At 66.1% G+C, this 18,921-nt stretch carries 20 protein-coding genes; 11 read left to right on the top strand and 9 right to left on the bottom strand.

Going from position 1 to position 18,921, the window contains the following annotated elements:
* Positions 1 to 447 precede the first annotated feature (447 nt).
* Entirely contained in the window at positions 448 to 771 is a 324-nt protein-coding gene (locus B5X73_RS07165) for an H-NS histone family protein (protein ID WP_036111342.1), read from the bottom strand.
* Positions 772 to 963: 192 nt separating this feature from the next.
* Here B5X73_RS07165 and B5X73_RS07170 point away from each other — a divergent pair, with 192 nt between their 5' ends.
* Positions 964 to 1,869, top strand: coding sequence for a lysyl endopeptidase (locus B5X73_RS07170; RefSeq protein ID WP_079521100.1), 906 nt, complete (start codon positions 964 to 966; stop codon positions 1,867 to 1,869).
* Positions 1,870 to 1,936: 67 nt separating this feature from the next.
* Here B5X73_RS07170 and B5X73_RS07175 read toward each other — a convergent pair whose 3' ends face one another.
* Together B5X73_RS07175 and B5X73_RS07180 are read right to left on the bottom strand one after the other, a co-directional pair.
* Positions 1,937 to 3,637 carry a proline--tRNA ligase gene (locus B5X73_RS07175; RefSeq protein WP_079521101.1) on the bottom strand — a complete coding sequence of 567 codons (1,701 nt, stop codon included), beginning with the start codon at positions 3,635 to 3,637 and terminating at the stop codon, positions 1,937 to 1,939.
* Positions 3,638 to 3,696: 59 nt separating this feature from the next.
* Positions 3,697 to 4,110: a DUF4124 domain-containing protein gene (locus B5X73_RS07180; protein ID WP_176167765.1), complete on the bottom strand. Its 414-nt coding sequence runs from the start codon at positions 4,108 to 4,110 to the stop codon at positions 3,697 to 3,699.
* A 159-nt stretch (positions 4,111 to 4,269) separates the two neighbouring features.
* On the opposite strand from B5X73_RS07180, the gene pssA reads away from it, so the two are divergent.
* Genes pssA through rimI form a run of 3 tightly spaced genes read left to right on the top strand, consistent with a single transcriptional unit; the run spans position 4,270 to position 6,006 of the window.
* On the top strand, positions 4,270 to 5,061 hold the full coding sequence (gene pssA, locus B5X73_RS07185) for a CDP-diacylglycerol--serine O-phosphatidyltransferase (protein WP_079521103.1): 792 nt from the start codon (positions 4,270 to 4,272) through the stop codon (positions 5,059 to 5,061).
* The gene (locus tag B5X73_RS07190; protein ID WP_079521104.1) at positions 5,061 to 5,525 is read left to right on the top strand and encodes a hypothetical protein; all 465 of its coding nucleotides are present in this window, start codon (positions 5,061 to 5,063) and stop codon (positions 5,523 to 5,525) included. The genes pssA and B5X73_RS07190 overlap by 1 nt, the downstream gene beginning before the upstream one ends.
* A gap of 7 nt (positions 5,526 to 5,532) precedes the next feature.
* The gene (rimI, locus tag B5X73_RS07195) at positions 5,533 to 6,006 is read left to right on the top strand and encodes a ribosomal protein S18-alanine N-acetyltransferase (RefSeq protein WP_036111354.1); all 474 of its coding nucleotides are present in this window, start codon (positions 5,533 to 5,535) and stop codon (positions 6,004 to 6,006) included.
* A 6-nt stretch (positions 6,007 to 6,012) separates the two neighbouring features.
* Here rimI and B5X73_RS07200 read toward each other — a convergent pair whose 3' ends face one another.
* Both B5X73_RS07200 and B5X73_RS07205 read right to left on the bottom strand, forming a co-directional pair.
* The gene (locus B5X73_RS07200; RefSeq protein ID WP_079521105.1) at positions 6,013 to 8,496 is read right to left on the bottom strand and encodes an ABC transporter permease; all 2,484 of its coding nucleotides are present in this window, start codon (positions 8,494 to 8,496) and stop codon (positions 6,013 to 6,015) included.
* Positions 8,493 to 9,179, bottom strand: coding sequence for an ABC transporter ATP-binding protein (locus tag B5X73_RS07205; protein ID WP_079521106.1), 687 nt, complete (start codon positions 9,177 to 9,179; stop codon positions 8,493 to 8,495). The genes B5X73_RS07200 and B5X73_RS07205 overlap by 4 nt, the downstream gene beginning before the upstream one ends.
* Between B5X73_RS07205 and B5X73_RS07210 the strand changes: the two genes are divergently transcribed.
* The 3 genes from B5X73_RS07210 (at position 9,178) to B5X73_RS07220 (ending at position 11,655) form a co-directional block, all read left to right on the top strand.
* Positions 9,178 to 9,789: an arylesterase gene (locus B5X73_RS07210; RefSeq protein ID WP_139382690.1), complete on the top strand. Its 612-nt coding sequence runs from the start codon at positions 9,178 to 9,180 to the stop codon at positions 9,787 to 9,789. The two genes, B5X73_RS07205 and B5X73_RS07210, sit on opposite strands and share 2 nt — an antisense overlap.
* Positions 9,790 to 9,907: 118 nt before the next feature.
* Entirely contained in the window at positions 9,908 to 10,636 is a 729-nt protein-coding gene (locus B5X73_RS07215; RefSeq protein ID WP_036111366.1) for a response regulator transcription factor, read from the top strand.
* A 26-nt stretch (positions 10,637 to 10,662) separates the two neighbouring features.
* The gene (locus B5X73_RS07220; protein ID WP_079521107.1) at positions 10,663 to 11,655 is read left to right on the top strand and encodes a sensor histidine kinase; all 993 of its coding nucleotides are present in this window, start codon (positions 10,663 to 10,665) and stop codon (positions 11,653 to 11,655) included.
* 46 nt (positions 11,656 to 11,701) lie between these two features.
* On the opposite strand, the gene B5X73_RS07225 is transcribed toward B5X73_RS07220, so the two are convergent.
* Genes B5X73_RS07225 through B5X73_RS07235 form a run of 3 tightly spaced genes read right to left on the bottom strand, consistent with a single transcriptional unit; the run spans position 11,702 to position 15,154 of the window.
* Positions 11,702 to 12,283: a response regulator transcription factor gene (locus B5X73_RS07225; RefSeq protein ID WP_079521108.1), complete on the bottom strand. Its 582-nt coding sequence runs from the start codon at positions 12,281 to 12,283 to the stop codon at positions 11,702 to 11,704.
* Positions 12,280 to 13,560, bottom strand: a complete 1,281-nt coding sequence (locus tag B5X73_RS07230) for an ATP-binding protein (protein ID WP_239709097.1) — start codon at positions 13,558 to 13,560, stop codon at positions 12,280 to 12,282. The genes B5X73_RS07225 and B5X73_RS07230 overlap by 4 nt, the downstream gene beginning before the upstream one ends.
* A gap of 58 nt (positions 13,561 to 13,618) precedes the next feature.
* Positions 13,619 to 15,154: a peptide MFS transporter gene (locus B5X73_RS07235; protein ID WP_079521109.1), complete on the bottom strand. Its 1,536-nt coding sequence runs from the start codon at positions 15,152 to 15,154 to the stop codon at positions 13,619 to 13,621.
* 285 nt (positions 15,155 to 15,439) lie between these two features.
* Between B5X73_RS07235 and B5X73_RS07240 the strand changes: the two genes are divergently transcribed.
* The 4 genes from B5X73_RS07240 to B5X73_RS07255 all read left to right on the top strand — a co-directional run bounded on the left by B5X73_RS07240 (position 15,440) and on the right by B5X73_RS07255 (position 17,935).
* The gene (locus tag B5X73_RS07240) at positions 15,440 to 15,814 is read left to right on the top strand and encodes a diacylglycerol kinase (protein WP_036111379.1); all 375 of its coding nucleotides are present in this window, start codon (positions 15,440 to 15,442) and stop codon (positions 15,812 to 15,814) included.
* Positions 15,815 to 15,882: 68 nt separating this feature from the next.
* Positions 15,883 to 16,533 (top strand): LemA family protein, encoded by a 651-nt coding sequence (locus B5X73_RS07245; RefSeq protein WP_079521110.1) that lies wholly within the window; start codon positions 15,883 to 15,885, stop codon positions 16,531 to 16,533.
* Positions 16,533 to 17,435: a TPM domain-containing protein gene (locus B5X73_RS07250; RefSeq protein ID WP_079521111.1), complete on the top strand. Its 903-nt coding sequence runs from the start codon at positions 16,533 to 16,535 to the stop codon at positions 17,433 to 17,435. The genes B5X73_RS07245 and B5X73_RS07250 overlap by 1 nt, the downstream gene beginning before the upstream one ends.
* A gap of 5 nt (positions 17,436 to 17,440) precedes the next feature.
* Positions 17,441 to 17,935 carry a TPM domain-containing protein gene (locus tag B5X73_RS07255; RefSeq protein WP_343124640.1) on the top strand — a complete coding sequence of 165 codons (495 nt, stop codon included), beginning with the start codon at positions 17,441 to 17,443 and terminating at the stop codon, positions 17,933 to 17,935.
* A 338-nt stretch (positions 17,936 to 18,273) separates the two neighbouring features.
* Here the strand turns inward: B5X73_RS07255 and B5X73_RS07260 are convergent, their stop codons facing one another.
* Positions 18,274 to 18,534: a hypothetical protein gene (locus B5X73_RS07260; RefSeq protein WP_079521113.1), complete on the bottom strand. Its 261-nt coding sequence runs from the start codon at positions 18,532 to 18,534 to the stop codon at positions 18,274 to 18,276.
* Between the last annotated feature and the right edge of the window lie 387 nt (positions 18,535 to 18,921).

Raw genomic sequence — 18,921 nt, forward strand, 5'->3', positions numbered from 1 at the left:
CCCAGGCAAGCGAGCGTTCCCATCCAACGAAGCGCACCGCCGCTCGACCCACCCGTAACCTCAGTCCCCCAAAGAGCCGGCGGGTGCCACCCTCGCGTCCGGTAGTCGCAGGCGAGGGCTCCGACTGGAAGAGGCCCGTAGGGGGCCGGTCATGGATGACCGGCCGTTTTCGGGGAGGCAGGGACAGCCGACTCGAAAACCCCCAGTCGGAGCCCGACCCGGCCGAAGGCCATTGATACACGGCCACGGTAGCGGCCCTCCTTGAGGGGTCGCCGCAGGCGTGGACGCGAGGGTGGCACCCGCCGGCTCTTCCCGACTTCACCGCACGCCGCGACAAAGCCAAACGCGATGGCGAAGCCGAGCTCCCGAAACAAACACCACGCCGATTCGCAAAAAAATGGCCCCGCATTCGCAAGGCCATTTTTCTCGTTTATGTCGGCATGTAAATCACACCAGCAGATCGCTTTCCTTTTTACCGGCCTTCAGCGCGTCATTGAACCAGCGCGGACGCTTGCCGCGCCCAGACCAGGTCTGTTCCTCGTTATCCGGATTACGGTATTTGGCAGCAACCACCGTGCCGGCGCGTTTGGATTTCGGGGCGCGGGCGCCGAAGACGTCGTCGAAGGTGAAACCTTCGGCGCGGATCAATTCATTGATTTTGTCGCGCAGTGCGGAAACTTTCTCCCTGCGCAGCTCGGTTTGGCGGGACTGGGCCTTGGCGATCAGCTCGTTGAGCTGATTGTGGCTGAGGTTCTTGATATCGACGGCCATGGGCATTCTCCCTGTTCTGGTTTCACAGTAAATCGACGTATTAATCGATGCGATTAATTTCACACACGCTCGGGTCGGAATTGTGAACCAAGTGGCGGAATAATGGCAGCTTACCGTGGGACTCTCAGCGCAATCGGAGCCGATTATCGGAATAACCCTACAGCGGCGCCGTTCACTGGAATGGAATAACTCATGTCCATCATTAGCATTGGCGTACGACGTGTTGCCCTCGCGGTCGCCCTGGCCGGCGGTGTGAGCCTTTCCGCGCCGGGTATGGCGGAATCCGCCGTGTACGGCGGCGGCCCGTTTTACAGCGGCGGTACGCCCGTCATGGACGACCTCCGGGCATCGGGATTCACCACGGTCATGCTGTGGAGCGTGCATGTGGATACCAACGGCGACCTGCACCTCAACGATGAGCCCCTCATCAGTGACGGCAACTACGTCGGCCCGAACACGGGCTGGTCAGCCGAGCTGGCGACGCTCAAGCAGGCGCCTACGTCGGTGAACCGGATCGAGGTGTCCATCGGTGCCGGCGGTACGACGGACTTCGAGAGTATCCAGGCACTGGTCAACGGCACCGGGGCGGGAGCGGGTACGGGGCCGGACAGCATCCTTTACCGTAACTTCCAGTTGCTGAAACAGATTACGGGCGCCGACGCGGCGAATTTCGACGATGAGAGCGCCTACGATCTGGCGTCGGCGACGGCCTTCGGTCAGATGCTGGCGGGGCTCGGTTACAAGATTACGTTCGCGCCTTATACCAATCGCAGCTTCTGGGCTTCGCTCAAAGCCAACCTGGGCAGTGCCGTAGACAAGATCTACCTGCAGGACTACGCGGGTGGCACGGGCAACGATCCGGCGCAGTGGACGAGCGCGCTCGGCATGCCGGTGATTCCGGGGCTCTGGTCGAAGAACGGCACGGGCTGCAGCGCTGGCGATTCGCCGGCGACCGTGCAGTCGAAGATGACTGCCTGGAAACAGAGCGCCGGTATCCCGGGCGGCTTCATGTGGCTGTACGACGATATCCAGAAATGCTCGGCGCCGGGCCGTACGACGGCGGACTACGCCAACGCGATCAATGCCGCCGTCCAGTAGAGGCGGCCGGTAACCGCGACGGGAGCGCGGCTCGTGCGCTCCCGTCGCGCCTGTCACGCAGGGACCATCACGCCTCGAGCAGGGCGAGCAGTTCTTCGCGCGTGACGTTGCGCGATTCGGCTTCCGTGCGGGCGCGGTATTCGAACGTCCCGGCCTCGAGGCCGCGGCCGCTCACGACGATGCGGTGCGGAATACCGATCAGTTCCATGTCGGCAAGCATCGGACCGGTACGGAGACCGCGGTCGTCGAATGCGGTGTCGATGCCGGCCTGCGACAGTTCCTGATAAAGCGACTCGGCCGCCTCGGTGACGACGGGATCGTTCTTCGGATTGATGACGCAGACCACCACGCGCCACGGCGCCATGGCGTCGGTCCAGATCATGCCGGCGTCGTCGTGGCGCTGCTCGATGGCGGCGGCGACGATGCGGCTGACGCCGACGCCGTAGCAACCCATGTACATGGTGGCCATCTTGCCGTTGTTGTCGAGCACGCGCGCGCCCATGGCTTCGGCGTACTTCTGGCCGAGCTGGAAGATATGACCGACCTCGATGCCGCGGGCCAGACGGATCGTGCCCTTGCCGTCCGGGGACGCGTCGCCTTCCACCACCTTGCGGATGTCGGCTACGCGGTTGATGCGTGCATCGCGCTGCCAGTTGGCGCCGGTGAAATGGGTGCCGTCCTGATTGCCACCGCACACGAAGTCGGCGAGCACGGCGGCGCTGCGGTCGACGATGACCGGAATGGAGTCGGGCAGGCCGACAGGACCGATGAAGCCTGGGCGTGTGCCGGTGGCGGCGAGGATCTCCGCTTCGCTGGCCAGTTCGGAATCGTCCGGAAGCTCCGGCAGGTGGGCGGCCTTCACTTCATTGATGTCGTGATCGCCGCGCACGACGAGCGCGACCAGACCTTCCAGGCCGCGAACGAGGATGGTCTTCACCGTCTGCGAAGCCGGTACGCCGAGGAATGCGGTGATCTCGTCGATCGTGCGCTGCGTGGGCGTATCCACGCGGGTGAGCTCGGCCGACGGCGCGGGACGCTCGATGGCCGGTGCCAGCGCTTCGGCTTTTTCGATGTTGGCCGCGTACGACGAACCGTCGGAGAACGCGATGGCGTCTTCGCCCGAGTCGGCGATGACCTGGAACTCGTGGCTGGCGCTGCCGCCGATGGCGCCGGTGTCGGCGTCGACGGCGCGGAATTCCAGACCCAGGCGGGTGAAGATGCGCGAATACGCGTCGTACATGACCTGGTAGGTTTCGCCGAGCGATTCCGGGGTCAGGTGGAACGAGTAGGCGTCCTTCATCAGGAACTCGCGCGCGCGCATCACGCCGAAGCGCGGGCGGATCTCGTCGCGGAACTTGGTCTGGATCTGGAAGAAGTTGAGCGGCAGCTGCTTGTAGCTCTTCAGCTCGTTACGCGCGAAGTCGGTGATGACTTCCTCGTGCGTGGGGCCGTAGCAGAACTCCTGCTCCTTGCGATCCTTGATCTTCAGCAACTGGCCGCCGAATTTCTCCCAACGGCCGGTTTCTTCCCACAATTCGCGCGGCTGCACCGAAGGCATGAGCACTTCGATCGCGCCGGCGCGGACCATTTCCTCGCGAACCACGGCCTCGACCTTGCGCATCACGCGCAGGCCCAGCGGCGACCAGGTGTAAAGGCCGGACGCCAGCTTGCGGATCATGCCCGCGCGCAGCATCAGCTGGTGGCTGGCGATTTCCGCGTCGGCGGGGACTTCCTTGACGGTGGCGAGATGAAACTGGCTGAGGCGCATGCGGGCGATTCGTCGGGAGTAATACGTCGATTATAGGTGCAAGCCCCAGCCAGCGCCGATCACTTGCAGTAAAGCGTCATCTGCGCCTGCGTGGTTTCGATCTGGCGCTTCTTCCCGGCGTCGTCGAGCTGCTGGGAACCGCCCTTGCCGTCATCGATGGAGATGACCTGTTCCTTGCCCAGCACGTCCATGTTCTTTCGCAGCTGGTCGCAGAGCCTGGCGCGGTTGGCCGGGTTGTCGGCGACCTGGGTGCCGGGTGCGGGAGGCGCGGCTTCCGGCTTCGCCGGTGCGGCGGGGGCCGGTGCCGGTGCCTCGACCGTGCCGCTGGTCTTCACCTTCTCGTATCTTGCGTTGTTCGGCGGCGGCGTGTCCGCGTAATGGGTGACGCCCTGAGCGTCCTTCCACTTGTATGCCTGGGCCAGCGCGAGGGGGCAGGCCGTGACGAGGAGTGCGAGGACAAGGCAGCGGCGCATGCGTGATTCCGGCAGGTGGTTGGAAGGCGCAAGAAGTATCACCGGGCCCCGTGCCACGCAAGCGACCCCTGTCCCGGTTTCACGCACCGCGGCACCGGCGGCGGCCTGACGCATCACGGCGCCTGGGCTACACTGGCGGCCCATGTCACGGAATGGCCCATGAGCGATCCGATCCAACCCCGGGGGCCGCGTCACCGCGGCATCTATCTGCTGCCGAACCTTTTCACCACGGGCGCGATGTTCTCGGGGTTCTACGCGATCGTCTCAGCGATCGGCGGGGACTACCAGACGGCCGCTCTGGCCGTGTTCGTCGCGGCGATCCTCGACGGCATGGACGGCCGCGTCGCCCGCATGACCAACACGCAGAGCGAGTTCGGCGTGCAGTACGACTCGCTGTCCGATCTCGTCAGCTTCGGGCTGGCGCCCGCGCTGGTGCTGTATACCTGGTCATTGTCATCCCTGGCTGATTACGGACAGGTCTGGGGCAAGATCGGCTGGGCCGGTGCCTTCATTTACGCCGTCTGCGCGGCGCTGCGTCTTGCCCGCTTCAATACCCAGGTGGGTGTGGCGGACAAGCTCTACTTCCAGGGACTGGCCAGCCCGGCGGCGGCCGCCCTGTGCATGTCCTTCGTCTGGACCATGGTCAAGTTCGACGTGCCGGGGCCGACGGTAGCGTTCTTCGCGTTGCCCATGGCGGTGATCGCCGGGCTGCTGATGGTCAGCAACGTGCGCTATTACAGCTTCAAGGCGTGGCCCAAGGGTGACCGCGTGCCCTTCATCTGGCTGATCGCCGCGGTGCTCATCGTGGTGCTGTTGCTCATCGACACCGCGCGCGTGCTCTTCGCCGTCGCGGTGATCTACACGATATCGGGTCCGGTGATGACGCTGTGGGGCCGTGCGGCCCACCGTCGTCGGGTGCGTCGCCATGCCCGGGTGCCGGGAGGCAGCTGATGGCCGCGATGCCCGCCCGTCACGCGCGACTGCTCAAGGTCATGGGTGTGACCCCATGGCGCCTGCGTGTCACGGAAGCCGTGGAACCGTCGCCGTTCGAGCCGGCCAACGACCCGGTCGATGGTGAGCGCGTGGCCTGCGTCGTCGTCCTGCCCGCGGGCTGCAGCGAGCGTGAAATGGAACTGCTCGGTCGCGCCTTGCGCGCCTTCGGCGCCGTTACCGCGCGTGCGGCGCGGCTGGAGGTCGGGCCCAACGGCCTCGAGCACGTGCCGGTCGCCTCGGCGTATCTTGTTTTCGGCGATGCTCAGGCGCGAGCCCTGGGCCATCAGTTGCCGGCCGCCGCGCTCGCCGCGGCACAGATCGTCCTCGTCGACCCACCGTCAGCCATCGTGTCCGATGCGGCCGCCAAGCGCCGTCTCTGGAACGGTCTGCGCGCTCTGGGCCGCGCGTTCGCACGGAGCTGAGCCCGCCATGGTCGCCGTCGCCCGCCCGTCCACCGAAGTCCGCGCGATGCGTCGCGACGACCTCGATGCCGTCGTGGCGATCGAGCACGCGTCCTATCCGTTTCCCTGGAGTGCGGGCATCTTCCGCGACTGCCTGCAGGCCGGCCATAACTGCTGGGTAATCGTCCACGAGGGCGACATCGCCGGGTACGGCATTCTCTCGGTGGCCGCGGGGGAGGCGCATGTACTCAACGTCTGCATCGGTGACGCCTGGCGTGGACTCGGTTACGGCCGCCGCATGATGCGACGGCTGCTCGATCTGGCCCGCTGGTACGGCGTGGAGCGGGTGTTTCTCGAAGTACGCCCCTCCAACCCCGTCGCCAGGGCGCTTTACGACTCGCTGGATTTCCACGAGATCGGACGTCGGCCCGGTTACTACCCTGCGGAAAACGGGCGCGAAGAGGCCATCGTAATGGCCTTCGACATGCACCGCCCGGACTGAGCCGACTCAGCCTTCCCGCAGCAGCGCCATCGGCGATGTGTTGAGCACGCGTCGCGTCCCATACAGGCCTATCAGCATGACCACCAGCGCCGCCAGCGCGGCGGCGCCGATGAGTGGCCACAGCGGCGGCACGAAGTGTTCGATACGGAACACCGCCTGGCCGAGCCAGATGCCCGCGCCCGTGGCACCCAGCGCCGCCGTCAGGCCGGCGACCAGACCCAGCAACGCGAACTCGCAGGCCGCGGCGGCCCTCAGTTGCAGGCGGGTGGCGCCGAGCGTGCGCAGCAGAGCGGCTTCCTTCCGCCGCTCCTGTGCGCTCGCCGCCAGGGCGGCCGTCAGCACGAGCGCGCCCGCCAGCAGGCTGAAACCAAGTACCCAGCGCACGGCGCCACCGACGCGGTCGACGATCTCGCGGACGCGGTCGAGCAGCGCATCCACGTCGATCAGGCTGAGGTTGCCGTAGTCGCGCGACAGCTTCGACAACTCATCCGCGTGGCCGCGGGGCAGATAGAAACTGGTCAGCCACGTGTGCGGAAGATCGGCCGCGTGGGCCGGATCGAGCATGAGGAAGAAGTTGACCCGGAACGAGCTCCAGTCGACCTTGCGGATGCTGGTGACGCGCGCATCGAGGCTGCCTTCGCCCACCTCGAAACGAAGGGTGTCGCCGAGCTTCAGCTGAAAACGGTCACGCCACGACGTATCGATGGACACTTCGGCCTGCGCCGGCGAGGCGGCGGGCCATGCGCCAGCGACAATCTGATTCGACGGCGGGAGCTCCGCGCTCCACGAGAGGCGCAACTGCTGATCGGCCGAATCGCGGCCCTGCTGGTCGTCGAAGGTGAGCGTGTCGATCGACTTGCCGTTGATCGCGGTGAGCTTGCCGACGGCGAGCGGCATCATATTGGTCCGGCTCGCACCCATGTGGGTCAGCGCGTTGGTGAAGGCGTCGCGCTGGTCGTCCTGCAGGTTGAGCGCGAACCAGTTCGGCGTATCGGCAGGCAGTTCGCGTCGCCAGCCGTCGAGCAGCGACGGAGCGATCACGGCGAGCAGGAGGAGGGCGCACAGTCCGAGCGACAGAGCGGTGGCCTGGATCAGCGACAGCCCGCGTCGGCGTGCCAGCGCCGCAAGGCCCAGACGAAGCGCGGGATGCGCGCCGGGGGCGACGCGGCGTGCGACGACCAGCAGCAAGGCCGAAAGCAGCGCCGCGACGACGGCGACGCCGCTCAGACTCGCCGCGAGGATGCCGGCCAGTCTGGCCGAATCGCTTTGCACCCACACCAGCGCGATCGCGGTCAGCAGCGGGATGAGGTACAGCACGTCGAAGCGGCGGACGCGTCGCTGCATCGACTCGCGGAACACGGCGACCGGCGGCACTTCGGCGAGACGCACAAGCGGCGGCAGCGCGAAGCCGGCGAGCACGGCCAGGCCCATCGCGGCGGCGGCGAAGACCGGTCCCAGCGGCAGGGTGGTCGGAATGTTGTCGAACAGCTGGCGCGCGAAGTACCACGCGCCCTGGGCGAGGCCGATCGCAATCAGCATGCCCAAGGCGGCGGCGGGCAGCGCGAGCGCGGTCAGCGTGCTGACCAGCAGGGCGACCACGCGTCGGCGCGGCGTGCCCAGCGCGCGCAACAGCGCGACTTCGGACGCCTTGCGCCGTGCATAGCGCGACGACGCCAGCGCGATAGCGACACCCGCGAGCAGGGCGGAGAGCAGGGCGGTCAGACGCAGGAAGGCGCTGGCGCGATCGAATGCCGAGCGCATGCGCTCCTGCATTTTCTCCGGTGTGATCAGGTCGGCGCCCTGGGGCAGGGCGTTCGCTTCCAGCGAGGTGCGCCATGTGGCGACCGCCGCCGGCGGACCCGAGACCAGCAGCCGGTGACGGGCGCGACTGCCGACGGACAGGAGCCCGGCCTCCGTCGCGTCGTCGAGATTCATCAGTGCACGCGGCGCGAGAGCGAACAGCTCACCGCCGTCCGGCTGGCGGACGAGTTCGGCGCTGACGCGAAGATCGCGTCCGCCCACCTGGACGGTCTGGCCGGCGTGAATGCCGAGGCCGACCATGGCCCGGTGATCGAGGAAGAGTTCGCCGCGTCCGGGGCCGTGGGCACTGCGGCCCTTGCCGTCGGCACCACGGACTTCCAGCGTGCCGCGCAGCGGGTAAGCCGCATCCGTCGCCTGGACATCGAGCAACTGGCTGTGTTCGCCCACAAAGGCCACGCTGCGAAAGGCCGCGCCGCGCGATGCCGTGAGGCCATCGTCCTGCGCCGAACGGAGCATGGGCTCAGGCAATGGCGCCGGCGCGGATACGCCCAGATCGCCACCGATCAGTTCGGCGGCGCTCGCGAGGATGCCCCGTTCGATGCGGGTGGACAGCGTGGCGACCACGCCGAGCGCGATGACGGCAAGCACCAGCGACGCGGCGAGCGTGCGCAGTTCGACCAGATGCCATTCGCGGCGCAGCGTACGTAGGGCGAGCCGAGCGACGTTCATGCAGGAACTCCGAGGCGGCCTTCATGCAGTTCCGCCGAGCGGGCGCAACGCGCCGCCAGGCGAGGGTCGTGGGTGACGAGGATGAGCGTGGTCGCATGCTGCCGGTTCATTTCGAAGAGCAGGTCGCCGATGTGTTCGCCCGTGTGCTGGTCGAGATTGCCGGTGGGCTCGTCGGCAAACAGGATTCGCGGCCGGTGGACGAACGCGCGCGCGAGCGCCACGCGCTGCTGCTCGCCGCCTGACAGCTGCGCGGGATAATGCCGGCGCCGTGCGGCCAGGCCCACCGAGTCGAGCGCGGCGTGGGCGCGTTCCCGCGCCGAGTCGTCGCCTTCGAGCTCCAGCGGCAGCATCACGTTCTCTTCGGCCGTCAGCGCCGGGAGCAGATGGAACGACTGGAACACGAAACCGACCAGACGTCGGCGGATGGCGGCGCGAGCTTCTTCGTCGACCGCCTCCAGTGCCTGACCGTCGATCCGCACACTGCCGGATGTCGCCACGTCGAGGCCGGCCAGCAGGCCGAGCAGGGTGGTCTTTCCGGAACCGGATGCGCCCACGATGGCGAAGCTCTCACCGGCGGCCACGCGGAGGTTGACGCCGGAGAGGATGTCGAGTCGTCCCTCCGGGCCGAAAACCGACTTGCTAACATCGGTCACTTCGAGAAGAACACGGGAAGAATCGCTCATGCGTCGTTGCCTGGTCCTGTTGCTATGGGTTTGCTGCGCCATCGCCTCCGCGGCGGATGCGCCACGTAAGGTGCTGGTGCTCGGGGACTCGTTGTCGGCGGCACACAACATTCCGGTGGATGCCGGATGGGTGCGCCTGCTCGACGCTCGCACATCGAAGATGGCGACGCCGTGGACGATGGTCAATGGCAGCATCAGCGGCGAAACCTCGCTTAGCGGCCGGAACCGTCTGCCTGGCCTGCTCAAGGCTCAGCGTCCCGGGGTGGTGGTGATCGAACTGGGCGCGAACGATGGGTTGCAGGGATTGCCCCTGAGCCAGCTGGCGGCCAACCTCGACGTCATGATCGGTGCGGCGCAGGGGGCGGGCGCCAAAGTCCTCCTGCTGGGGATCGAACTCCCGGTCAACTACGGCCCGCAGTACCGCGACGGCTTGCGGAAGGTTTATGCCGACGCCGCCGCGAAGCACAAGGTGCCTCTGCTTCCCTTCCTGCTCGACGGCGTGGCGCTGGATCCCGGCCTGATGCAGGACGATGGACTGCATCCGACGGCCAGGGGCGAGCCCCGCGTCGCGGAGAATGTGTGGAAAGTGCTTACGCCGCTACTTAGGTAGACGACGCCACGTGCACGTCCTCGTACGCAAAATGAATGCTCAATTTCGGTCTTCACACGGTACTCACTGGTCCGGCCGTTAACTCTTCACATTTGTGAATCAGCGTAGGAGTGGAGCGATGAGCAACCGCGATGAACAGGCAGGCCTGATCCTTCTGGTCGAAGACAACCGCCAGATTGCCGAGATGGTCGGCGAGTTCCTGGAGCGCAGGGGCTATTCGGTCGACTACGCCGCGGATGGCGTCAGTGGCCTGCACCTGGCCGTTTCGAACAGCTACGACGTCATCGTGCTGGACCTGATGCTCCCGGGCATGGACGGTCTGGATGTGTGCCGCAAGCTGCGCAAGGACGGCAAGAAGTCCACGCCGGTCCTGATGCTGACGGCCCGCGACACCCTGGAAGACAAGCTGGTCGGCCTCGAGGCTGGCGCGGACGATTATCTGGTCAAGCCGTTCGAGGTCCGCGAGCTGGAAGCCCGTCTTCGCGCGCTGATCCGTCGCGACCGTCGTCAGGTTTCGTCCGAGGTTCTCAACGTGGGCGACATGACGCTGGACACCGCCACGCTGCGCCTCACCCGCGGCGGGCAGGAACTGACCGTCTCGCCGATCGGCCTCAAGCTGCTCGCCATCCTCATGCGCGAATCGCCGCGCGTGGTCAGCCGCCGTGACATCGAGCGCGAGATCTGGGGCGACACGCTGCCCGACTCCGACACCCTGCGTTCGCATCTGTACAACCTGCGCCGCGTGATCGACAAGCCGTTCGACCGTCCGCTGCTGCACACGATCCACTCGGCGGGCTACCGTCTGGCCGATCTGGATTCCGAAGTCGCCGCGTCGCAGACGGCATGAGGAACATGCAGGACCAGGCATAGTCGATGGAAGGCAGCAAATCGCGGGGGACCACCCGACGGGGCTCGTTCAAGGCCCGTATCGCGGTGGTCTTCACTCTGCAGACCCTCGTCGTGGTCATCGCTTCGGTGATGGCTGCGAACAACGTCGCGCCCATCGGCGCGGCGATCGCCATCATGCTCTCCTCGGGCGGGCTGGCGTGGCTGGCCGTGTCCCGCGAATGGCTGCCAGTGGCGGCCCTTGCCAAACTGCTCGATGGCTGGGATTCCGAACGGCCGGACATGGCGGCGCTGGACGAGCAGAAGGGCAGGAAAGCGGACGGCGACGTCTCCAAGCTTCTGCGCGGTCTGCACGGTCTTGCGTCCCGCATCGAAGGCTACAGCGAACGCGAGCGCAACTTCACCCGTGACGCCAGCCACGAACTGCGCAGCCCGCTGACCGTCATCAAGATGTCCTCGGACATGCTAGCCGACGAAACCGATCTGTCGGATTTCGGCCACCGGTCACTGGAGCGCATCCGCCGCTCGACCCGCGAACTCGAAGCGCTGGTCGAGGCTTTCCTGATCCTCTCGCGCGAGTCGGATCAGGGGCTGGCCGAGGAAGACTTCATCGTCAACACCGTGCTTCGCCAGGAAGTGGACTACGCGCGGGAGCTCATCGCGGGGCGTCCGGTGGAACTGATCCTCGACGAGCCGGCGACGTTCGCCCTGCATGCGTCGCCGCGGGTCTTCGCGGTGCTCTGCGGACAGCTGATCCGGCACGCGCTTCAGCAGACGGACCAGGGCACGATCGTGGTCACCGTCATGCCGGGCAGCGTCAGCGTGATCAACCCCGCCGTCGACACGACCCCCGATCCGGGGACACGTCGACATGCGTCGGTGAATCCGCACGGTTTCGACCTGGCGATCGCCCGGCGTCTGTCCGACCGCTTCGAATGGCCCCTCGAAACCCGCGCGTTGCCGGGTGCGAGCCGTGTCTCGAGCGTCCGCTTCCCGAACCCGCAAGCGGTCGAAGCGTAAGGCGCCGGCAGGCGTTCCCGCCGCGCCACGATCATCCTGCGTTAAATCACGACTCGTCCGGACGCTCACGCACGGGGTGCTTGCTCAGCTTGCGCTGCAGCGTGCGTCGATGCATGCCCAGACGACGCGCCGTTTCAGAGATGTTCCCTTCGCACTCGGTCAGCACGCGTTGGATGTGTTCCCACTCCAGACGACGCAGCGGCAGCGGCGCGTCCGGCGCGTCGACCAGATCGTCGGCATCCATCGGACCCGAATCGCCGTCCAGCAACGCGCGAACGACGGCGTCCGCATCAACCGGCTTGGCAAGGTAGTCATGCGCGCCCCGCTTGATCGCCTCGACCGCCGTGGCGATGGACGCGTAGCCGGTCAGCAACAGCACGCGGATGTCCGGAACCAGCGACTGAAGTTCGGGAATCAGGCGCAGGCCGTTCTCGTCACCCAGCTTGAGGTCGAGCACGCAGTAGCGAGGCTGGTGGCGGCGGGTGAGTGCGCGCGCATCGTCCACGTTGTCCGTGGCGATGACCTCGAAGCCGCGCGAGGTGAGCGCACGCCCGAGCACGCGGGCGAACGTCGCGTCGTCATCGACGATCAGCAGGGGGCGGCCGCCGGGTTGGGCGATGTCGTTCATGTATGGTCTCCGATGACCGAAAGGGGAAGGCGCAGGCGCATCTGCGCGCCGTGGCCAGTGTTGCTTGCGGCAAGCTCGCCGTCGAGGCGTTCCGCGGTGGCTTCCGCCAGCGCGAGCCCGATGCCGAGACCGGTATCCTTCTGCGACAGGCCGAGCGTACCCAGTTCGTCGAACTCGTCAAATCCCGGACCCTCGTCCGTGACGACCAGCTCCAGCCAGGGGCCGACGATGCCGATCGCCAGCGAGACCGCCGTACTCTCGTTCATGGCGGAGGCGTCGGCGGCGTTGTTGAGCAGGTTGATCAAGGCGTGGCGTAGCCCGGGCGGCGAGCGCAGCGCGACACGCCCGGCCCCGGGTTCGACGGACAGGCTGACTTCGGCCTCCGGACGGAGCAGCTGAAAGCGCTCCATGACGCCGTGGATAAACTGGTCGAGGGTGATCCGTTCCGGCACCTGGGACAGCTGCGCCTGGCCGAAAGCGACCATTTCGCGAAGGATGGTCCGGCAGCGTTCGACCTGGCCGTCGAGCAGGTCGAGGTCGTCACCCAGCGCGTTGTCGCCCGCATGCTCGCGGCGGATCTCCGGAAGCAGGGTGCGCATGGTCGACAGCGGCGTATTCAGTTCGTGCGCGGCACCTGCTGCCTGCGTGGCGATGGCGAGGATGCCCTCGTCGCGCAGGGCACGTTCGCGTACGCGCTGCACTTCGCCTTGCTGCACGCGGATCGCCTTGGCCAGATTGCTGATGAAGACGCCGAGCAGGACCGCCATGATCACGAAGTTGACGCCCATACCCGCGACGTACAGGTCGAAATCCTGGGCTTTATCGCCCAGCGTCGGCAGCGGCAGGTGATAGGGCACCAGCAGCACATAGGCCACACCGGTCAGGATCGCCACCAGCGACACGCCGGCGATGGACAGGGCCGCCGCGGACAGCGCGATCGGTACCAGCAGCAGCGCGACGAACGGATTCGAGGCGCCACCGGTGAAAAAGAGCAGGTAACCCAGCACCAGCGTATCGGCGGCGATGTGCACGATGGCCTCGCCCTCGCTCACCTTCCACGGCATACCGAGGCGGAACGCGGCGGTGGCGGCGAAGACGGCCAGAATGCAGACACCGATCATCAGCGGCAGCAGCGGCACGTCGAGGCGGAGCAGGGTGACGCAGGAGAGGATGGCTACGCTCTGACCCGCGATGGCGCAAAGGCGGAGCCAGGCGAGCGTACGCGCTAGTGCGAAGGGACCGGAGCGGGACGATGGCGAATGCAGGGTGTCGCTCACGGGTTATCGATCTCGTTGCAGGAAGGAGGGCCGCCCGCGTGGGGCGGCCCTCACCGTTTTACAGGTCTTCGTTGTGAACCGGCGGAACCGGCGGCACGTTGGCCAGCGCGTGGTTCAACGACAGCTTTTTCATCAGCGGCAGCATGGCCACGGCGATGGCGACGCAACCCACGCCCACGAAGCCCAGCTTGTTGAACAGGCTGGTGTAGATGCGCAGCGATTCCAATGGGTCGGTGATGTTGTCCGGGATGGCGGCATAGTTGGCCACCACGCTGCCCATGTACTGGGCCACGCCGGAGGCGACGTAGTAGGCGCCCATCATGAAACCGCCCATGCGTGCCGGCACGTAGCGCGCGATCATGGCGAGGCCGAGGCCGCTGACCAGGATCTCACCCAGCGAATAGAAGCCGTAGCCCCACACCATGTACCAGGACGAGATCTTGCCGGCGATCGCGGTGTTGGCGCCCAGACCGTACATGAAGAAGCCGACGGCCACGGCGACGAAACCCAGGGCGAACTTGGCGGCGACCGGAAAGTCCTTCCCGCGACGACCGAGTGCGTTGTAGATCCAGACCAGGATCGGCGACAGAACCACGATCCAGATGGCGTTGAGCGACTGGAACTGCTCGGGGATCCACGTGAGGATGTGCAGGCCGAACAGGCTGAAGTCGAGGTCGACGTTGCGCTGCGCGAACAGGTTCAGCGAGGTCGACATCTGCTGGTAGAAGATGAAGAAGAAAATCGTCTGGATGGTCAGCACCAGTGCGGCGATGAGGCCGGCGCGCTCGCCGGTTTCGCTGGCGTAGATGAGGTACGCGAAAATGCCGAGGATGACGACGCCCGCGATATAGACGCAGGCCTGCGCGACGCTCTGGTTCTGCAGGATGTACGACGACGCGGCGATGATCAGGATGCCCGCGCCGATGATGCCGAGCACGTTCTTCGCCACCGGCGGGTGTTCGTCCGGTGCCGAGCCGACGTGGGCCAGGGTGCGGCGCATGAAGAAGTAATTGATCAGACCGAGGATCAGGCCGATGGAGCAGACGCCGAACGCGGTGTGCCAGCCCAGTGCGTCGCCGTAGTGCTCGCCGACGTAGTCGCGGATCCAGGGCGTCAGGATCATCGAGATGGTCGAGCCGACGTTCACCGCCATGTAGTAGATGGTGAATGCGCTGTCGATCTTGACCTCATCGCCTTCGTAGATCTTGCGTACGAGGTTGCCGGCGTTGGGCTTGAACAGGCCGTTGCCGAGGATGATCACGCCGAGAGCGACGTACAGGAAATAGGTGTTGTTGGTCGGAATCCACAGCAACGCGTAGCCGACCATGAGCACGACGGCACCGGTCAGCATGGTGCGGCGGGTGCCGAGGAATTTGTCGCCGATCCAGCCGCCGATGGCGGGGGTCGCGTAGATCAGGGCGGAAGCCGCGCCCCAGACGAGATTGGCGTCGACATCGGGGAAGCCGAGCTTTTTCACCATATAGGTGACCATCAGCACCTGCATGCCGTAGAAGCCGAAGCGCTCCCACATCTCGATGAGGAAGACGGTGCTGAATGACTTGGTCTGTGAAACGGGCGGGTTCTGGGTTGCCATGTATTTTCCGGACGCATTGGAAACAGCGAACGGGCCCGTAGGCCCGCTCCCATCGCCGTGACCCTGAACGGAGTCACAACCGTTCAAGCGTAATACAAATGGTCCGCCCCGTTGTGTTGCAGCGCCAGAGGGGCGCGGCGATTCGCCACGGAAAAGTCGTCCCCCGCCCCACCTAAGCCGGCCCGAAGCCGGGCTGTGGCATCATACGAGGCTGACTCACAGCCCCAGGCCGGCTCCGTGCTCCCGACCCTCATCCTTCCGTCCGTTTTCGGAGCCTGACCCGTCATGGCGACCACCGTCCCGCGCGGGCCGCGGCAGATCTTCGCGGCTTTCCAGTGGTCCATGAAGGGCCTGAAAGCCTGCTACAAGCACGAGGCCTCGTTCCGGCTTGAGGTTTTTCTCGCCGTCGTGGTCATCCCTCTGGGCCTGTGGCTGGGTCAGGGCGGCGTGGAAAAGATCGTCCTGATCACCTTCCCGATCCTCGTCCTGTCGGCGGAGTTGCTCAATTCGGCCATCGAGGCCGTGGTCGACAAGGTCAGCCCGGAATTCCACGAACTGGCCGGGCGAGCCAAGGACATGGGGTCGGCGGCGGTGTTCCTGCTGCTGGTCATGGTCGCCGTCAGCTGGGCTCTGGTCCTGGTACCGCGTTACCTCGGCTGACTCGTCCACGCTTTTTCTTGCGGCTTTGGGTTAAGTTGTGCCCCGCACACCCCAAGGAATCCACCGCCATGAAAAACATTCTCCGCGCGTTCGCCCTCGTCACCCTGGCCGGATTCCTGTCCGGGTGCGGCTACAACGCCATCCAGCGTGAAGACGAAGGCGTCAAGGCGGCCTGGTCCGAGGTACTCAACCAGTACCAGCGTCGCGCCGACCTCGTCCCCAACCTCGTCAACACCGTGAAGGGCTACGCCCAGCACGAAGAGCGCGTACTCACCGAGGTGACCAACGCCCGTGCGAAGGTCGGCTCGACCCAGATCACCCCCGAACTGGCCAACGATCCGGAAGCTCTGGCCAGGTTCCAGGCCGCGCAGGGCCAGCTCTCCGGCGCGCTCTCGCGCCTGATGGTCGTCAGCGAAAACTACCCGCAGCTCAAGGCGGACGGTTCGTTCCGCGATCTGCAGGCCCAGCTGGAAGGCACCGAGAACCGCATCACCGTGGCACGCAACCGCTACGTGCAGGCGGTGCAGTCCTATAACGTGCTGATCCGTTCGTTCCCGAACAACCTCACGGCCAAGGTCATGGGTTACAAGGTCAAGCCGAACTTCAGCGTCGAGAACGAGAAGGCCATTTCCACGGCGCCGACGGTCGACTTCAACGCGGCACCGGCTCCCACGCCCGCCCAGCAGAACCCGGCCCCGGCAGCCTCGGCCGCCCACTGATGCGGCGGTTCGCGGCGCGGCTCCTGCTCGCCGTCTCCCTGCTGGCGCCGTCTTTCGCGGCGCTGGCGGCGGACGATCCGGCGGTGCCTACCCTGTCGAAGCACGTCACGGACCTGACCGGCACGCTTTCCGCCGATCAGGTCTCGCAACTCGATGCGCGTCTGACCGACCTAGAAAAACAGAAGGGTGCGCAGGTCGTCGTGCTGATGGTGCCGACGACCCAGCCGGACGACCTCGAGAGCTATTCGCTCAAGGTCGCCGAGACGAACAAAGTAGGACGTAAAGGCACCGACGACGGTGTGCTGCTCCTGCTCGCCAAGAACGACCGGCGCGTACGCATCGAAGTCGGCTACGGGCTGGAGGGCGCGCTGCCCGATGCCATCGCATCGCGGATCATCCGCGAGTACATGGCGCCGAAGTTGCGTACGAACGATTACTACGGTGGCATCACCGAAGCGCTCAACGCGATCACGCAGATCGTGCAGGGCGAAGCGTTGCCCGCGCCGGTCGCGCCGGATGAAAGCCACGAGCGACGTCGCGGTGGCGGCGGCAGCCTTTTGCTGCCATTGCTGTTCGGCGTGCTGTTTCTTCGCGGCATCCTGGGCCGCGCGTCACTCGGCGTGCGCGCGCCGGTGGGCGGCGTGATCACGGGGGGCCTCGCGTGGCTGTTGCTTGGTTCACTCCTCGGTGGCGTCATCGGCCTCGTCGCCGGCGCGCTGTTCATGGCCGTGCCCCTCGGTGGCGGCCGTGACATCGGCGGCGGTGGCTGGGGCGGTTTCGGCGGCTGGGGCGGCGGCGGTGGATTTGGCGGTGGTGGCTTCGGCGGGGGTGGCGGCGGAGGCGGCGGCTTCAGCGGAGGCGGCGGCAGTTTCGGTGGCGGCGGATCGTCGGGGAGTTGGTGATGGACATGCAACGTATCGTTACCAATCTCTTCGGCGCGTGGTTCCAGATCGGGCGGCAGTTTCCGGCGTCCGCACTGGATGCGATCGCGAAGACGGTCGCGGCGGGCGAGGGCATGCATCGCGGCGAGTTGCGTGTGGTGATCGAGTCGCGTTTGCCGGTTTCCGCGGTCGCCTCGGGCGTCACCGCGCGCCATCGTGCCGCGATGTTGTTTTCGCATCTGCGTGTGTGGGACACCGAGGACAATTCGGGCGTGCTGCTTTACGTGCTGCTGGCGGAACACCGCATCGAGATCGTCGCCGACCGCGGTATCTCGCGCGTTGTCGCTCCGGCCGAATGGGATGCCATCACCGCGCACATGCGCGATGAGTTCGCCAGAGGCCACTACCGCGAGGCCGTACAAACCGGCGTCGCCGAAGCCGGCGCACTCCTCACCCGCCACTTCCCCAGCGACGGCAAACCCCGCGAAAACCAGCTCCCCGACCGCCCGTTGGTCCTGTGACCAAACGTTCGAAGATGCCGTACCTGTAGGAGCCCGCCCTGCGGGCGAAAAGCCAACGAAGCGACGAAGAGGGTGCCTACGGGCTGGCTCGGCTCCGCCTTCGCGTTCGCTTCAAAGCCCGGCCTCGCGGCAAGGGGCGTCGCCGCCTGCCATTCCTGTCGCTAAGTCCTCCTCCGGCCTTCGCCTCCGTGCGGAATCGCTCCAGGAACGCCAGACGCCGACGCCCCTCCGAACGCTGACGCACCCCGGCTCGTTGTAGGAGCGAGCCCGCTCGCGAACCCTCAGCGCTCAACATGGCGAACGAAGCGTTGCATCCACCCGCGCCGGCGGTTCCAACATCACACCCTGTCCCACTCCATCTTCGCGTGCGCCCGCGCAGCGCACTGCACACCCATCGTAATCAACGCACCGACGCCTCCCAGCGCAAGTAGCGTGCGCTGACGCTCAGGAATTTCGTCTTCCTGCAGCGACTCGACAAGCAGATCCGTGATGCCCCGCGCGTACTGCAACAACTCGTTAGCGTCATTCAACAATGCGTTGACGCTCGCCTCGGGGTCGATACAAAAACTTCCTTCGCCAACCGTTCCAAACTTTTCCATAGTCATCTCCATGCATGCCGCACAAAGCCCCGCTCTGGTAGGAGCCAGCCCTGTTGGCGATTCACCCCGCCCCGAGTTGTGGCACGCCAAAACGCAAAGGCGTGCCACCATCGCTCGCACGATGAGCCTCATCGGCCTGTCCGTGACCGGACGCCGGGCGGTGTGTTCAAGAAGTGGTTCGCAACGCCAGTCGCAGTCTCCCGGCCACACGGCAACGCGCCGGATAGCTACGGCAAGAAAAAACTCAACTGACAACGGCAGGCGCCGCGGTTCTTCAACCGTGTCTGCGAGATCGGCAGACGGCCCGGTAACCGCTGAGGGGAGTGCCGCCGGGAAGCGGCACGCGTGAGAATGCCTTAGTATTTGGCATAGCCATGGTCAACCTTC

Source organism: Luteibacter sp. 22Crub2.1 (genome assembly GCF_900167995.1).
GTDB lineage: Bacteria > Pseudomonadota > Gammaproteobacteria > Xanthomonadales > Rhodanobacteraceae > Luteibacter > Luteibacter mycovicinus.

Bases quoted from the DNA above. Each gene is read 5' to 3' on its own strand.
- B5X73_RS07190 (WP_079521104.1), top strand. From the start codon at position 5,061: ATGGCCGCGATGCCCGCCCGTCACGCGCGACTGCTCAAGGTCATGGGT.
- B5X73_RS07260 (WP_079521113.1), bottom strand. From the start codon at position 18,534: ATGGAAAAGTTTGGAACGGTTGGCGAAGGAAGTTTTTGTATCGACCCC.
- B5X73_RS07220 (WP_079521107.1), top strand. From the start codon at position 10,663: ATGGAAGGCAGCAAATCGCGGGGGACCACCCGACGGGGCTCGTTCAAG.
- pssA (WP_079521103.1), top strand. From the start codon at position 4,270: ATGAGCGATCCGATCCAACCCCGGGGGCCGCGTCACCGCGGCATCTAT.
- B5X73_RS07165 (WP_036111342.1), bottom strand. From the start codon at position 771: ATGGCCGTCGATATCAAGAACCTCAGCCACAATCAGCTCAACGAGCTG.
- B5X73_RS07235 (WP_079521109.1), bottom strand. From the start codon at position 15,154: ATGGCAACCCAGAACCCGCCCGTTTCACAGACCAAGTCATTCAGCACC.
- B5X73_RS07205 (WP_079521106.1), bottom strand. From the start codon at position 9,179: ATGAGCGATTCTTCCCGTGTTCTTCTCGAAGTGACCGATGTTAGCAAG.
- rimI (WP_036111354.1), top strand. From the start codon at position 5,533: ATGGTCGCCGTCGCCCGCCCGTCCACCGAAGTCCGCGCGATGCGTCGC.
- B5X73_RS07250 (WP_079521111.1), top strand. From the start codon at position 16,533: ATGCGGCGGTTCGCGGCGCGGCTCCTGCTCGCCGTCTCCCTGCTGGCG.
- B5X73_RS07200 (WP_079521105.1), bottom strand. From the start codon at position 8,496: ATGAACGTCGCTCGGCTCGCCCTACGTACGCTGCGCCGCGAATGGCAT.
- B5X73_RS07170 (WP_079521100.1), top strand. From the start codon at position 964: ATGTCCATCATTAGCATTGGCGTACGACGTGTTGCCCTCGCGGTCGCC.
- B5X73_RS07225 (WP_079521108.1), bottom strand. From the start codon at position 12,283: ATGAACGACATCGCCCAACCCGGCGGCCGCCCCCTGCTGATCGTCGAT.
- B5X73_RS07215 (WP_036111366.1), top strand. From the start codon at position 9,908: ATGAGCAACCGCGATGAACAGGCAGGCCTGATCCTTCTGGTCGAAGAC.
- B5X73_RS07245 (WP_079521110.1), top strand. From the start codon at position 15,883: ATGAAAAACATTCTCCGCGCGTTCGCCCTCGTCACCCTGGCCGGATTC.
- B5X73_RS07175 (WP_079521101.1), bottom strand. From the start codon at position 3,637: ATGCGCCTCAGCCAGTTTCATCTCGCCACCGTCAAGGAAGTCCCCGCC.
- B5X73_RS07240 (WP_036111379.1), top strand. From the start codon at position 15,440: ATGGCGACCACCGTCCCGCGCGGGCCGCGGCAGATCTTCGCGGCTTTC.
- B5X73_RS07180 (WP_176167765.1), bottom strand. From the start codon at position 4,110: ATGCGCCGCTGCCTTGTCCTCGCACTCCTCGTCACGGCCTGCCCCCTC.
- B5X73_RS07210 (WP_139382690.1), top strand. From the start codon at position 9,178: ATGCGTCGTTGCCTGGTCCTGTTGCTATGGGTTTGCTGCGCCATCGCC.
- B5X73_RS07255 (WP_343124640.1), top strand. From the start codon at position 17,441: ATGCAACGTATCGTTACCAATCTCTTCGGCGCGTGGTTCCAGATCGGG.